Origin of the sequence: Kitasatospora sp. NPDC059646, from assembly GCF_042734615.1 — a bacterium.
Classification (GTDB): domain Bacteria; phylum Actinomycetota; class Actinomycetes; order Streptomycetales; family Streptomycetaceae; genus Kitasatospora.
Genome location: NZ_JBHWDS010000013.1, coordinates 18890 through 33444 on the forward strand (window position 1 = coordinate 18890; position 14555 = coordinate 33444).

At 71.5% G+C, this 14555-nt stretch carries 11 protein-coding genes and 1 pseudogene; 8 read left to right on the forward strand and 4 right to left on the reverse strand.

Annotated features, from left to right (window positions below; genetic code table 11):
* The first annotated feature begins 734 nt into the window (after positions 1-734).
* The gene (locus tag ACFV1L_RS11590) at positions 735-1859 is read left to right on the forward strand and encodes a hypothetical protein (RefSeq protein WP_380365050.1); all 1125 of its coding nucleotides are present in this window, start codon (positions 735-737) and stop codon (positions 1857-1859) included.
* A gap of 39 nt (positions 1860-1898) precedes the next feature.
* Positions 1899-2612 carry a hypothetical protein gene (locus ACFV1L_RS11595; protein WP_380365051.1) on the forward strand — a complete coding sequence of 238 codons (714 nt, stop codon included), beginning with the start codon at positions 1899-1901 and terminating at the stop codon, positions 2610-2612.
* Between the two features lie 17 nt (positions 2613-2629).
* Here the strand turns inward: ACFV1L_RS11595 and ACFV1L_RS11600 are convergent.
* Positions 2630-3508 (reverse strand): annotated as a pseudogene (locus ACFV1L_RS11600) (IS5 family transposase).
* Positions 3509-4036: 528 nt separating this feature from the next.
* On the opposite strand from ACFV1L_RS11600, the gene ACFV1L_RS11605 reads away from it, so the two are divergent.
* Positions 4037-4318, forward strand: a complete 282-nt coding sequence (locus ACFV1L_RS11605; RefSeq protein ID WP_380365052.1) for a hypothetical protein — start codon at positions 4037-4039, stop codon at positions 4316-4318.
* 134 nt (positions 4319-4452) lie between these two features.
* Here the strand turns inward: ACFV1L_RS11605 and ACFV1L_RS11610 are convergent, their stop codons facing one another.
* Positions 4453-4782, reverse strand: a complete 330-nt coding sequence (locus tag ACFV1L_RS11610; RefSeq protein ID WP_380365053.1) for an STAS domain-containing protein — start codon at positions 4780-4782, stop codon at positions 4453-4455.
* On the reverse strand, positions 4779-5285 hold the full coding sequence (locus tag ACFV1L_RS11615) for a J domain-containing protein (protein ID WP_380365054.1): 507 nt from the start codon (positions 5283-5285) through the stop codon (positions 4779-4781). Before ACFV1L_RS11615 ends, ACFV1L_RS11610 begins: the two co-directional genes overlap by 4 nt.
* A 235-nt stretch (positions 5286-5520) precedes the next feature.
* Between ACFV1L_RS11615 and dnaK the strand changes: the two genes are divergently transcribed.
* From dnaK to ACFV1L_RS11630, 3 genes are all read left to right on the forward strand, one after another.
* Positions 5521-7374: a molecular chaperone DnaK gene (dnaK, locus tag ACFV1L_RS11620; protein ID WP_380365055.1), complete on the forward strand. Its 1854-nt coding sequence runs from the start codon at positions 5521-5523 to the stop codon at positions 7372-7374.
* Positions 7375-7487: 113 nt separating this feature from the next.
* A complete protein-coding gene (locus ACFV1L_RS11625) occupies positions 7488-7826 on the forward strand; it encodes an ArsR/SmtB family transcription factor (protein WP_380365056.1) in 339 nt (112 codons plus the stop codon).
* Complete coding sequence (locus tag ACFV1L_RS11630) at positions 7823-9055, forward strand: MFS transporter (RefSeq protein ID WP_380365057.1); 1233 nt, start codon at positions 7823-7825, stop codon at positions 9053-9055. Before ACFV1L_RS11625 ends, ACFV1L_RS11630 begins: the two co-directional genes overlap by 4 nt.
* A gap of 123 nt (positions 9056-9178) precedes the next feature.
* Here the strand turns inward: ACFV1L_RS11630 and ACFV1L_RS11635 are convergent, their stop codons facing one another.
* Positions 9179-9973 (reverse strand): metal-dependent hydrolase, encoded by a 795-nt coding sequence (locus ACFV1L_RS11635; protein ID WP_380365058.1) that lies wholly within the window; start codon positions 9971-9973, stop codon positions 9179-9181.
* 423 nt (positions 9974-10396) lie between these two features.
* Here ACFV1L_RS11635 and ACFV1L_RS11640 point away from each other — a divergent pair, with 423 nt between their 5' ends.
* Together ACFV1L_RS11640 and ACFV1L_RS11645 are read left to right on the forward strand one after the other, a co-directional pair.
* On the forward strand, positions 10397-10774 hold the full coding sequence (locus ACFV1L_RS11640) for a WXG100 family type VII secretion target (protein WP_380365059.1): 378 nt from the start codon (positions 10397-10399) through the stop codon (positions 10772-10774).
* On the forward strand, positions 10771-14553 hold the full coding sequence (locus ACFV1L_RS11645; RefSeq protein ID WP_380365060.1) for a DUF6531 domain-containing protein: 3783 nt from the start codon (positions 10771-10773) through the stop codon (positions 14551-14553). Before ACFV1L_RS11640 ends, ACFV1L_RS11645 begins: the two co-directional genes overlap by 4 nt.
* Positions 14554-14555 lie beyond the last annotated feature (2 nt).

Genomic DNA, 14555 nt, shown 5'->3' on the forward strand with positions numbered 1-14555 from the left:
CCACCACCGTCCTGGCGGGTGCCGCCACCACCCGCGCCCGCCGGCGCGTTGCTTGCCCGCGCCGAGGCCGTCTCTGTCGGCGGTGTCCGGCACCTGCCCCGGTGTGGGCGTCGCCACCGTCACCAGCACTGGGGACCGACTCGCCGGACGGTTGACCGCCGCTGCGGCCGCTGCCCGACGGGCGGATCGACCGACAACCGTTCGGGGCCCGACGACTTCGCCATCGAGCTGCATGACGACGGCACCGTCGGCACGGGCTGCTGCGGTGATCCGCAGGGCGGTCCGACCAGCTCCGGCGGTCGTTGTCCCTCCCCTCATCGGCCGCTCTTCGACAGGTTCCTGCGAGATGAGGGGGCGGACGGGCGCCGGGCGCGACGCCGAACGTGTCGTCTGCCGCAGCCCGGGTAGCCGCACCCGCGGAGTACGTGCACGTTCGGACGTCGCAGGGGAGCAGTGATCGTGGGAACACCACCGAATGACCCGGTACCTCCCAGTCCTACCCCGGTTCCGGGGCCCGGCCCGGCGCCGGGCCCGGTGCCCGGGCCGGTGCCCGCGCCCGGTGGGCCGGATCCGGTTCCGCCCGGGCCGCCTCCGCCGGGGCCCGATCCGCAGCCGCCGCCCGCGCCGGGGCCGGCACCCCGCCCGGAGCCGGGACCGCTGCCCGGTCCGGGGCCCGCTCCCGAACCGGTGACCTGAGTATCCGGGCGTGCTCCGGGGACCGCAGGGGTGATGTCGTGAAATCCCAGTTCCTGCACCGTCTTTACGAGCCTGACTCGCCCGTCGCATCGGTGTACCTCGACACCTCCCGCGACGACATCGACGATCCGGACCGGGCGATCGAGCTGCGCTGGCGGCACCTGCGGGAGAACCTGCTGGCCCACGACGCGGACCCGGACACCGTCACGGCGATCGACACCGTCATCGCGGGTGCCGGAGCGAAGCGAGGCGTCGTCGGCCGGCACGGGCAGGCCGTGTTCGCCGCAGCCGGGCGGATCCTGCTCGACGAACGCCTCGCGGAGCCGCCGACGCAGGACACCGCCCGGTACGGGACGCTGCCCGACGTCCTTCCGCTGGTCCTCCAACGCGCTCCGGACCTCCCCTACGCCGCCGTCTCCCTCCACCGGGTCCACCCGCCGGGCCGCACGGCGAACGGGGAGGAGCTCGAAATCGACCACGACCTGGGCCGCTGGCCGGCCAACCGCGTCAACTCCACCGCCGTGCACCGGCGGATCCCGCTCACCGACTGGGCCCCCGAGGCCGAGCGGATCCTCGGCGAACTGGCGAGCGTCGCCCCGGACGACGCCCCCGAGCTCATCGTGATCGCCGGACACCCCTGGGCCGCCAACACGATGATCCGGCTGGCCCCCGGCCCGCTGGCACGCCGCATCGTCAAACTGCGCGACACCGAGCACCACCGGCCCGAGCCCGGACGGGCGGTCCTGGAACACGAGGCGGCCCTGCTGATGGCGGACCGACTGGCCGAACCCGACCAGCGCCGGCTCGACGCCTTCCTCACCCGCAGAGCCCGTGACCACGACACGGCCGAGGGACTCGCCGACACCACCGCGATCCTCCAACGCGGCCAGGCCGCCGCCCTGTTGATCAGCCGCTCCCTGCCCTCCCTGCCACCGCTGTGGGTGGGCCCGGAGCCGACCGACCTCGCACTGTCCGCCGCGGACCTCGCCGCCTTCGGCGTCGGCTACTCCTGGGAGACGGCTGCGACGGACGCCCTCGTCCGCGCCGCCGTGGGGACGCACGCGGACCTGATCGTGGTCCCCGCCGACCAGGCGGCCTTCACCGAGGGCATCGCCGCGCTGCCCCGGTACCGCGACGCCGGGCACGACCACGAGGACGGGTAGGTTCTGTCCGGCGGATCTTCGTGCGGCATCATGTGCGAGGTGACCTCGACGCTGCCTGATGACCTGATCACCCGCCTGATTGAGGCCGATAAGCCAGCTGATGTTGTCCATGCCGGGGCCGCTTGCCTGGCTGGGATGCTCGACGGGTTCGGGTGGGTCAGGTCTCGGCATTCGCTGGAGCGCCGGGAATCGGTTCGCCGGGAGGTGCTCCAGTTGGAGAAGAGCAAGTGGAACCGATCGGGACACTTGATCAAGTTCACCGTGACGAGCCTGACCGTCTTCGACGACGACCTGGGCAGGTGGCGTCGGGCCAACCCCGAGCTGACCGTTGACCGCCCTGAATCCGTCGAGTCGATCGTCTGCGCCTCCAGCTTCCTCGACATGCCTGGTCAGCACTTCGTGGTGCTCACCCAGGCCGAGGAGCGTCCGACGCAACTGGAGCAGTTCGCAGCTCACCTTCGTGACACCGCGCTCCAGTGGTTCGCCAGTACCGCCGATCCCGAGCAGATCGCGCGGACAGTTCCTGATCCTCTTCTCACCAGGTGGGGGTTCGCGCAGGATCTGGTCGAGTTCCTCGTCAGCACCGGCTACCACCCGCAGGCGCAGGCACTCTGGAGGAGGGTTCAGGAACACCAGCCGGCCCACCGGCAAGCGTTCGCGGCAGGCCGGGCCATGGCCGGGACCGGAGAGCGACCCCGCTGGCACACACCCGAGGCCCTCGGGTGGAGTGCCTCCGTCCTGGGACTGCTGTAGATACCCTGTGCGGCGGTTCAGGGACTGAGCCACAGGCGTATCGACGCGACGGTGACGGTGCCGTGGAAGACGTAGGCTCGCTTGTCGTACCGCGTCGCGACGGCCCTGGAGTGCTTGAGCCGGTTGATCGTGCGCTCGACCTCGTTGCGGCGCTTGTACGTCTCCATGTCGAAGCCCGCGGGCCGGCCTCCTTGGCTGCCGCGGTGCCGGCGGTTGGCCCGCTGGTCCTTCGGCTCCGGGATGGTGTGCTTGATCTGGCGTCTGCGCAGGTAGCGACGGTTGCGGCGGGAGCTGTAGGCCTTGTCGCCACCGAGGTGGTCGGGGCGGGTGCGCGGATGGCCGCCGCTGGGCGCTTGACCCTGATGCGTTCCAGGACCGGGATCAGCTGCGGGCTGTCGCCCCACTGACCGGGCGTGATCAGCATGGCCAGTGGACGACGTCCGCCTTCCCCGGCAAGGTGGATCTTGGAGGTCAGACCGCCACGTGACCGGCCGATTTCCTCGTCGGGGCGGTGCTGCCGGGGCGTTGATCTCCGCTTCGGGATACGGGGTGTTCCGTGCGGTGCACCGGCAGCGTGCTGGTGGGCCCGGCGCGAGGTGGAGTCCACGCTCACCATGCTCCAGTCGATGCGCTCCTGGGAGTCGGCCTCGGCCTGGACGCCTTGGAGGATCCTTCCCGGGTGCCGTCCGCCGACCACCGGCGGTGGCGCTCGTACACGGTTTTCCAGCTACCGAACCGCTCCGGCAGGTCCGCCACGGGACGCCCGTGCGGACCCGGAACAGGATCCCGTTGATCATCGTCCGGTGATCAGTCCACCGTCCGCCTCGGTGCCCGGTCTTCGGCAGATGTGGTGCCAGTTGCATCCACTCGTCGTTCGTCAGATCGCCCCGCCCCACGACCAACCAATGGTCCACGCGAGGCGATCACATGATCCGCCGGACAGAAACCTAGCCCGCCCTCCGTTCATGCACGGTGAGCGGCAGTGACGTGGCGGACACCGCGGAGGTCCGACACACGGCGGTCAGGCCTTCTCGACCGCAGTCGCACGGGAGCCTTCCTCGACGCTGTAGGTGACCTTGTCTCCTTGGTGCAGAGTCAGCGACTCGTCAGGGTTCAACAGGTCATTCGCGCGGACACCCCTGCTACCAGGAAAGACCCTGTTCATGCGCGCTGACATTCCCCGGCAGAAGCCGATATCGGGTGCGGACGAACACGGCGGTAGAGCGCCTTGCGGCAGTTTCCGGTGGCTGGTCGGCCGCGCTGCCGCTATCCCCGTGGCCGCACGCGCCGACGGGCGTCCTTCGCACGATCGGCGCGTCGGCGCGCCTGCCGGAGGCGGTTCCGCGCCCGCTGCACCAGTCGGGGCGCGGGTACGAGCAATGAACTCGGGAAGGTCAGCCTGCTCGGAGACATATAGTGCGTCCATGTCCAGCGAGTGGAGCGGGCCGGAAGCTCGGAAGAGCGCGAAGCCGGCGACCTACGAGAGTGCCAGTGCCGCAATCCTGGTCTCGCTCGACTACGCCAATCTCGACATGGACTTCCCCCGCATCGTGCACTGGCTGAGGCAGTTGCCCACGGGAGACCGCGATCGCCTCCTGGGCGAACTGGAAGCAGTCGCCGCCACCGATGCGGTCCGCCGGGACGACGCAACGTACCTGCTGGACGACCTCGGGCTGCGCCGCGTCCACTGGGACGACCAGGCATAGAGCCGCCTCCCACGGCCCGGCCGGCGGCGACGGTGGCGAAGGCCCCGACGTGGACGGCCCTGCGTCCGTAGCGGCGACGGGGCCGGCGCCGCCAACCAGAAGCGCTCCCAAGGCTCGGGACTGCATGGCCGAGGTCAGCCGGGCCGGTGGGGTTCGACCAGGTCGGCGAGGCCGAGGAGGTCGAAGAGTCGGGCGACGATCGGGGCCCGCACCTCCGTGACCTTCAGGTCGACGCCTTCCTCCCGTGCCTGGTGGTGGAGGCGTTCCACGGCGTCGGCGCCCGAGCTGTCGCAGAACCTCACCTGTGCGAAGTCGAGGTCGACGCGGCTGGGCCGGCGTGCCAGGCACTCCTTGACGCGGTTCTCGAGCTCCGCCGCGGTGGCGAGGTCGACCTCGCCCGCGACCGCGACGGTGACCCGGTCGTCCCACCAGGAGACGGCGCTGCGGAAATCAGTGCCGTTCACAGCCATGGCTCCACCTCCCGCAGCCGATGCACCGTCCACCGCCACGGGTCGCCGGGAGCGTCCGGGGCCGGGGCCGACGCGCCCAGTGGTGCGACCGACACCGGGCCCACCCGGATGAGCGGTTCGGACCGAGGGGGCGTTGCCGCTCCGGCAGGTGGCGGCGTGGCACGTGCCGACCCTGCGCCATCGGCGTCCCGGACGATGCGTACGGACACCCGGCGGACGGCGGCCGGGGCACGGTCCGACGTGCGGCCGGCCACGGGGTGCGGCCGGGTGGTTTCGCGTTCGGCGTCGTAGGCGGCCCGCAGTTCGGGATCGTGCAGGACCTCGTAGGCGGCGACCACGGCACCCAGTCGCTCCGCCGATCCGGGCTCGGCCGGGCCGGTGTCGGGGTGCAGGAGCCGGACCAGGGCGCGATAGGCCAAGGTGACCTGCCGCGCGGAGGCCGTGGGCTCCACGCCCAGCACCGTGTAGTGGTCGCGGCGGTCTCGCGATCCCGTCATGGCGGCTCACCTCCCGGGCAACCCCCCCGGCAAACCTCCTCATTGACCTGGATAGAACCGTCCCCGGTCGCTGTCAAGATGCCCGCTCGTCCCGTCGCAGCAGGGGAGCGACGCCGACGTCCCGCTGCTTCTCCTCCAACCGCAGCCATCGATCTATCATTGAGTCCATAAGGCTCAAGTTTCCTTCCTCTCCCTGAGGCAGGACGGGAGGAACGGGCGGAAGAGGAGACCGGCCATGACACGCGCAGTCGGTATTGACCTGGGAACGACGAACTCGGTGGTCTGCGTGCTGGAGGGCGGCGATCCGGCCGTCCTCGCCAACGCCGAGGGCGCCCGCACCACCCCGTCGGTGGTGGCCTTCGGCAAGGGCGGCGAGGTGCTGGTCGGCGAGGTCGCCAAGCGGCAGGCGGTCACCAACGTGGACCGCACCGCCCGCTCGGTGAAGCGGCACATGGGCGAGAGCGACTGGCGGTTCCCGGAGAGCGGGGACGTCGACGGCAAGCGCTACACCGCGCAGGAGATCTCGGCGCGGGTGCTGCAGAAGCTCAAGCGCGACGCCGAGGCGTACCTGGGCGAGGACGTGACGGACGCGGTGATCACCGTGCCCGCGTACTTCAACGACTCCCAGCGCACCGCGACCAAGGAGGCGGGCGAGATCGCCGGCCTGAAGGTGGCGCGGATCGTCAACGAGCCGACCGCCGCCGCCCTCGCGTACGGCCTGGACAAGGAGAACGACCAGACGGTGCTGGTCTTCGACCTCGGCGGCGGCACCTTCGACGTCTCCCTGCTGGACATCGGCGAGGGCGTGGTCGAGGTGAAGGCCACCTCCGGCGACACCCACCTCGGCGGTGACGACTGGGACCAGCGGATCGTCGACCACCTGGTCAAGCAGTTCAAGAACGGCTACGGCATCGACCTGTCCCAGGACAAGATGGCTGCCCAGCGCCTCCGGGAGGCCGCGGAGAAGGCCAAGATCGAGCTGTCCGCCGCGACCGAGACGACGATCAACCTGCCCTACGTCACGGCCTCCGCCGAGGGTCCGCTGCACCTGGACGAGAAGCTCACCCGGGCCCAGTTCCAGCAGCTCACCTCGGACCTGCTGGAGCGCTGCGAAGGCCCGTTCCACCAGGCCGTCAAGGACGCCGGGATCGAGGTCTCCGACATCGACCACGTCATCCTGGTCGGCGGCTCGACCCGGATGCCGGCCGTCACCGACCTGGTGAAGAAGCTCACCGGCAAGGAGCCGCACAAGGGCGTCAACCCGGACGAGGTCGTCGCCGTCGGCGCCGCTCTGCAGGCCGGTGTGCTGAAGGGCGAGGTCAAGGACGTCCTGCTGCTCGACGTCACCCCGCTGTCCCTGGGCATCGAGACCAAGGGCGGCATCATGACGAAGCTCATCGAGCGCAACACCACGATCCCGACCCGCCGTTCGGAGACCTTCACCACCGCCGAGGACAACCAGCCCTCGGTGACCGTGCAGGTCTACCAGGGCGAGCGGGAGATCGCGGCGTACAACAAGAAGCTCGGCATGTTCGAGCTGAGCGGCATCGCGCCCGCCCCGCGCGGCCTGCCGCAGATCGAGGTCACCTTCGACATCGACGCCAACGGCATCATGCACGTGGCCGCGAAGGACCTCGGCACCGGCAAGGAGCAGAAGATGACCGTCACCGGCGGCTCCTCGCTGCCGAAGGACGACATCGACCGCATGATCCGGGAGGCCGAGCAGCACGCCGAGGAGGACCGCCGCCGCAAGGAGGCCGCCGAGACCCGCAACCAGGGCGAGCAACTCGCCTACGGCACCGAGAAGTTCCTCACCGACAACCAGGACAAGGTGCCGGCCGACGTGAAGACCGAGGTGGAGGCGGCCCTGGCGGAGCTGAAGGAGAAGCTCAAGGGCGAGGACACTGCCGCGATCCGCGCGGCGAGCGACCGGGTCGCCCAGGTCAGCCAGAAACTGGGCCAGGCCCTCTACGCCGAGAGCGACCCCGGTGAGCCGGGCAGCGGCGCCACCGCCCCGCAGGCAGCGGAAGAGGAGGTGGTGGACGCCGAGATCGTCGACGAGGACGAGCCCAGGGGGCGCGCCGGATGACCCCCCGTCCAGTCGCTGCGCGCCGACGGGGATTCGGCGGATCCGCTTGATCGTGCGAGAATTCCCGCACTATCATCGTGCGAAAATATCCGCACGATGTGCAGGGGGTTCCCATGGCACCGCCACGGGTGTACGAACATCCCGAGGTCGACGAGATCGCCATCCCGCGCGTGCTGTTCGCGCTGAGCGAGCCGCTGCGACTGTCGATGGTGCGGATGCTCGCGGAACGCGGCGAAGTCGACAGCATCGAACTGGGACCGGACCTGCCGCGCTCGACACTCACCCACCACACCAGCCTCCTGCGCGAGACGGGGGTGGCACTCGTCCGCGCCGACGGACGCAAGTGCATGATCCGGCTGCGCCGTGAGGACCTGGAGAAGCGGTTCCCCGGCTTGATCGACACGGTCCTCGCCGGGTACGAGGAAGCGCCGCCCGCAGGGGAGGACGGGTGATCCGCCGCCTCTGGCCGCTGGTCGCGGCCGCAGCCGCGCTGGGCGTCGACGCCTACGTCCTCGCCGGGGTGCTGCCCTCGATCGCCGACTCGCTCGCGGCCACGGTGGCGGCGGTCGGCCTGGGCGTCACGGCCTTCACCGCCGCGTACGCCCTGGCGGGGCCGCTGCTGTCGGGAGCACTGATCCGGCGGAGCGCCGCGGCGGCGCTGCTGATCGCCCTGGGCGTGTTCAACCTCGGCAACCTGCTGACCGTGCTCGCACCGCGGATCGAGGTGTTCCTCGCCTCCCGGGTGCTGGCCGGAGCCGGCGCCGGAGTGCTCACCGCCGTGGCGACCGCGACCGCCACCGCGATGGCCCCCGACCGTCAACGGGGCCGCGCCATGGCCCTGGTGACCTTCGGGCTGTCCACCGGAACGGTCGTCGGCGTGCCGATCGGAATGCTCGTCGGCGACCGGCTGAACTGGCGGTGGACCATGGGCCTGGTCGTCGCCGTCGGCCTGGTCAGCATGGTCGCGCTGGCGGCCGGGGCACGGACGATCCCGCCGCTGCCCGCGCCGCCCGGCCCCGCCTTCACGGTCCTCCGCTCGCCGAGGACCCTCGTCGGGACCGCCGCCGCCTTCCTCCTCGGCGTGGCCAGCCTCGGCCTCTACACCTACCTGCTGCCCCTGGCCGAGTCCCGCGGACTCCAGGGCTGGGGGTTCGCGCTGGTGTGGGCCTGGGGCATCGGCGGAGTCACCGGCTCCGCCCTGGTCGGCAGGGCGCTCGACGCCTACGGGCCGCGCCCCCTGCTCATCGCCCTGCCCGCCGCGCTCCTGGCCGGCTTCGCCGCCTTCTGGCTCTGCGCCGTCCCGGCGGTGTGGCTTGCCGCGGCGGCGCTGTGGGGCGCTGCGGGCTGGGCGAGCGTCCCGACGCTGCAGCAGGCGCTGACCGCCGACCGGCCCCGGGAGGCGATGCCGATCGTCGCGTTCCAGATGGCCGCCATGTACCTCGGCTCCGCAGCCGGGGCCGCCGCGGGCAGCAGCCTGCTCGCCCACGGCGCCGATCCGCACGAACTGCCCGCGTGGGCGCTGGCACCCACGGCCCTCGCCCTGGTGCTGACCGGACGGCTCGGAGCCGGTGCGCTCGGCGCGCGCCGCGAGAACGCCGTTCCGGCGACTCCGCCCACGGCCGGCAGGAAGGAGCAGCGCGGCCCGGACGGCACGGCCGAACCGCAGGGCTGCCGGCCCTGAGGACCGTCCGCCTCCCTGATCCTGCGTCACCTCGAAGTCGGACCTCGCGCCCCGGCACGACCTCCGCAGGCCCGGCCGTCGACGACCTTGCCGGGCGCGGATCGTGCGGGGCGCCGGGGTCCGTCAGCCGACCACCCGGAGGGCGACCAGCGCGCCGACCGCGCTCAGCCCCATGAAGATCGGCGTCAGCACCTTCACCTCCACCTTGCTCCCGGCCCGGAACCGCATGCCCTTCGGCGGGCCGACGGGGTACCAGCGCTTCCGGCCGATCGGGATCGGCCACAGGATCGGGCAGCCCGAGACCGTCAGCGCGTCACCGACGCAGTGCACCAGCGCACCCAGCACGATCGGCAGGCCGATCCACAGGTACTGCTGTCCCGGCTGGTCGAACAGCCACTGCGAGCCGTTGCCCGGATCGTCGAGGATGTCCGCCAGCATCCACGCGCTGGTCACCCCGAGCAGCCACACCAGCACGTCGCTGGAGACCCGGGCGTGCCGCCACAGCAGACCCTCGATGGCCAGCACCATGTGCACGAACAGCACCGTGAGCACGCCCCACCGGCCGCCGTACACCGCGACCGCGGCGGCCACCGCCCCGCACATCACCGCCCACGGCCAGGTGTGCGTCAGCGTCCGGTGCCCGCCCGAGCGCCGGGCGTCGCCCTTGCCCCGGGTCGACTTGTAGACCGCGGCCGACACCTGGTCGATCACCTCGCACATCCAGCGCGACACCGGCCCGAACGCCCGCGATATCGTCGCGGCCTTGTGGTCCAGGTCCGGCGCGAGCGCCGCACCCGCCGTGATCAGCGCACCGACCAGCAGTACCGGCCAGGGCATCGGCTGATCCAGCACGGCCGCCACCGCACCCACCGCCACCCAGGCCGCCGCACCCGACAGCGCGTGCGCCGGTCCCATCATCGTGATCCCACCCTCTCGCTCCGCCAGGACCGTCCGGCACCTGACGGAGCGTGAGCATAGCCATCCATGATCACCGGACGATCACACCGGCCCCCGCCCACGGGCGGAGGAGCCCTGTCGCCGGGGCGGCCCCCGTCGATTTCGGCGATCCCGACGGGATCCCGCGCGGGCGTGGTCAACGACGGCAGCGACCTCGAACCGGAGCCGCCGGCCGTGCTCGACCTCGACGCGATGGATCGCTCCACCACGCCCACCGTGCCCGCCTGCGCGGCGGCCCGGTGTCGTGGTGCCGCTCGGACGCCCCGCCGCCAAGGCCGACCGGCAGCTCTGCGTTCGCGGGGGATTCCTCGTTCCCACCTCTCGCCGTTCGACTTTGGCCTAGGGTCGAACGGACATGCGGGTGCCGTCGGGGGAGGGCGTGGCGTGGCGATCGAGCTGCCTGGCGAGGTGGTGGAGTTCCTGTCGTTCATCGGGATCAACTGGCCGACGGTGAACGAGGACAAGGTGCGCGAGTTCGCTTCCCATGTGCGGGAGTTCGCGCAGAACGTGGAGTCGGTGCACCAGCGGCCGACGTCGACGGTCCGGCAGTTGGGGCAGGCGTACGAGGGTGCGTCGTACGAGGCGCTGCTGGCGAAGTGGGCGTCGCTGTCGGACAGTCACTTCAACGAGCTGGTGCAGGCCTGCCACGTGGTGGCGGACGCGTTGGACGAGCACACGCGGATGATGCACGAGCAGGCGGACGCGGTGGCGGGGCACGCGCAGGCGTTCGGTTCGAAGATCGCGGGGGTGAGCTTCGAGTGAGCAACCAGATCGTCAAGGCGCTGGAGCACGGCGCGGAGAAGCTCGGGAAGACGCTGGCGGAGGACGCCGGGAAGGCGCTCAAGAACCTCTACCGGCACGCGGGCGACAACCTGAGGAAGGTCGCGAAGAACGTCCGCGAGATCGAGGAGAAGCACGTCAAGGATCTGGAGAAGATCCTCAAGGGCGAGGGCAAGGGCGGTCTCCCGCACCCGCGTTCGGGCGGCGGCGGGCGCAGCGGCAAGGCCGGCGGCTCCCACCCGAAGGGCCGGGGCCGCGACCAGGTGAAGAGCCCGCGCACGGAGGGCCGTCCGCAGGACACCCGGTGCGGTGGCGGCGAGCCGGTCGACATGGCCACCGGGCGGATGTACATCGACCAGGTGGACGCGGCCCTGCCCGGGTCGCTGCCGCTGGAGTTCACCCGCAGCTTCGATTCCGGTCTGCTGACGGGGCGTTGGATGGGCCCGAAGTGGATCTGCACCTTCGACGAGCGGCTGGAGATCGACGAGCACGGCGTCGTCCACATCCGCCCCGACCGGATCACCCAGGCCTACCCGCACCCCGAGCCCGGCGACCCGGTGTACGCCTCCGCCGGCTCACGGAACGAACTCGACCTCGTGGACGGGCTGTTCACCGTCACCGACCCCTCAACCGGCCTGGTCCGCACCTTCACCCCCACCCCGGACGGCGAGGAGGCCCTGCTCACCGAGGTCCGCGACCGCCACGGCCGCCACTACACCCTCGCCTACGACGAGGACGGTGCCCCGCTCTCGATCACCCACACCGGCGGTTACCGGCTCCTCGTCACCGTCGACAACGACCGCATCACCGCCCTGCGCCTCGCGAACGCCACCGACACCGGCGGCGACGCGCTGCTGATGCGCTACTCCTACACCGACGGCCACCTCACCGCCGTCTACAACTCCAGCGGCAAGCCGATGCGGTTCACCAACGACGCCGCCGGCCGCCTCACCTCCTGGACCGACCGCAACAACTCCCAGTACCGCTACACCTACGACCACCTCGACCGCGTCACCGACGAAGGCGGCAGCACCGGCGCCCTGCGCTTCACCTTCACCTACGGCGACCCCGACCCGGCCACTGGCCTGCGCACCCACACCGAGACCAACGCGCTCGGCCACACCACCACGTACACCGTCAACGACCGCGCCCAGATCACCGCGATCACCGACCCGCTCGGGCACACCACCCACTACGAACGCGATGACCACGACCGCCTGCTGGCCGAGACCGACCCGCTCGGCCGCACCACCCGCTACGAGTACGACGGCGCCGGCGACCTGACCGTCGCCATCCGCCCCGACGGGGAGCGCACCACCGCCGAGTACGGCGACCTGCCGGGCCGTGCCGTCCGGATCGCCGAACCCGGCGGCGCGGTCTGGCAGTTCGCCTTCGACGGCAACGGCCTGCGCACCGCCGTCACCGACCCGCTCGGGGCGATCACGCGGTACACCTACGACGAGCACGGCCACCCCAGCACCGTCACCGATGCCCTCGGCAACCGGACGACGCTGCGCTGCAATCCGGCCGGTCTGCCGGTCGAGATCACCGACGCCGCCGGCGCGGTGGTCCGGCACCGCTGGGACGCCTTCGGCCGCCTGGTGGCCTTGACCGATCCGCTGGGCAACAGCACGTTCCAGACCTGGACGACCGAGGGCCACCTGGCCTCCCGCACCGGCCCGGACGGTGCCACAGAGAGGTGGACGTACGACGGAGAAGGCAACTGCGTGGGCCACACCGACCAGCTCGGACAGACCACGGCCTTCGAGTACACCCACTTCGAGAAGATCGCCGCCCGCACCACCCCCGACGGCGCCCGGACCACCTTCGACTACGACGCCGACATGCGACTGGTCTCGGTCACCAACCCCCTCGGCCAGACCTGGCACCTGACGTACGACCCGGCCGGGGAACTGATCGGCGAGAGCGACTTCGACCGGCGCACCACCCACTACGAGCTCGACGCCGCCGGGCAGGTGGTCACCCGGACCGACCCGCTCGGCCGCCCCACCCGGTACAGCTACGACGTGCTGGGCCGCCAGAGGGCCCGGAACGCCGACGGGCTGCTCACCACGTACGAGTACGACCTCGCCGGGAACCTGGTCCGGGCGGCCAACCCCGACGCCGAACTCGCCCGCACCTTCGACGGCCTCGGCAACGTACTGACCGAGACCGTGAACGGGCGGACACTCACCCACCACCGGGACCTGCTCGGCCGGCGGATCCGCCGCTCCACGCCGTCCGGCCACCTGACCGAGTGGACCTACGACCAGGTGGGCCGGCCGCTCTCCCTCACCACCACGGGCGGACGCCTCGACTTCGCCTACGACCTCTCGGGGCGGGAGACCGAACGCACCCTCGGCAACGGTGTCACCCTGACCAACAGCTGGGACGCCTCCGACCGGCTGACCGCCCAGACCGTGCGCGCCCGGACCTCGATGCTCCAGCACCGCAGCCTCGCCTACCGCCACGACGGGCGGCTGACCGGGATCGAGGACGCACTCGACGGCCCGCGCGCCTTCGGCCTGGACCCGGCCGGCCGCGTCACCTCCGTGCAGTCCTCCGAGCGGAACGAGAACTACGCCTACGACGGCGCCGGCAACCTCGTCCACGCCGACTGGCCGTCGACCGACGCGACCCGAGCGGCCCTCGGCGAACGGACCTTCACCGGAGCCCGGCTCGCCTCCGCCGGCCGGGTCGCCTACACCTACGACGCAGCCGGCCGCCTGACCAGGCGTCAGGTGACCCGGTTGTCCCGCAAACCGGACGCCTGGCAGTACACCTGGAACGCCGAGAACCGCCTCACCCAGGTCGTCACACCGGACGGCACCCGATGGCGCTACCTCTACGACCCGCTGGGACGCCGGACAGCCAAGCAGCGCCTCGCCGGTGACGGGACCGTCGAGGAGCAGACCGACTTCACCTGGGACGGCCCGACCCTCGCCGAACAGACCACCCGGGCCCCCTACCTGCCCGGCGCGCACACCCTCAGCTGGGACCACGACGGGCCGCGCCCGCTCGCCCAGACCGAGAGCATCGCCGCCCCGGGCCCCGGCACGCCGCAGGCCGAGGTCGACCGGCACTTCTTCGCCATCGTCACCGACCTGGTCGGCACCCCGACCGAACTGGTCGACCCGGCCGCCGGCACCATCGCCTGGCGCGCCGGCTCCACCCTGTGGGGCACCACCGCCTGGCCTCGGACCAGCACCACCTACACCCCGCTGCGCTTCCCCGGCCAGTACTTCGACCCCGAGACCCGCCTCCACTACAACGTCCACCGCTACTACGACCCCGAGAACGCGCGCTACGTCTCACCGGACCCGCTCGGCCTCTCAGCCGCCCCCAACCCCGAGACCTACGTCGGCAACCCCCACACCTCCTTCGACCGCCTGGGGCTGTCACCGCACACCAACATTCCCCGGGGATACCGCTCCCAGCCCGCGTTCGGCGGCAGGGAAGGCGGCCCGTGGGACGACCCGTACCACCCCCACAACGTGGAGCAGAACCGCAAGGACTGGCGCGAGTACTACAACGACTACCTGGCACGGCTCGCCCAGAAAACCGTCAAGGCGGGCCGCGGCCCGTCCGAGATCCACCGGATCGACGGGCCCGAGGAGAGCGTCCCCGGCAGCAAGTGGCACGCCCAGAAGAAGGGCCGGGGCTCACCGGCCCTGAACCAGGACGGTACCTTCCACGACGGGGACCCGAAGTACAGTCAGAAGACCTTGGCCTGGCTGCGCGAGTACGGATGGGACGTGTAGAC

What these genes read in the sequence shown, in the direction of transcription:
- ACFV1L_RS11605 (WP_380365052.1), top strand. Translation starts at nt 4,037, where the DNA reads ATGTCCAGCGAGTGGAGCGGGCCGGAAGCTCGGAAGAGCGCGAAGCCG.
- ACFV1L_RS11615 (WP_380365054.1), bottom strand. Translation starts at nt 5,285, where the DNA reads ATGACGGGATCGCGAGACCGCCGCGACCACTACACGGTGCTGGGCGTG.
- dnaK (WP_380365055.1), top strand. Translation starts at nt 5,521, where the DNA reads ATGACACGCGCAGTCGGTATTGACCTGGGAACGACGAACTCGGTGGTC.
- ACFV1L_RS11625 (WP_380365056.1), top strand. Translation starts at nt 7,488, where the DNA reads ATGGCACCGCCACGGGTGTACGAACATCCCGAGGTCGACGAGATCGCC.
- ACFV1L_RS11635 (WP_380365058.1), bottom strand. Translation starts at nt 9,973, where the DNA reads ATGATGGGACCGGCGCACGCGCTGTCGGGTGCGGCGGCCTGGGTGGCG.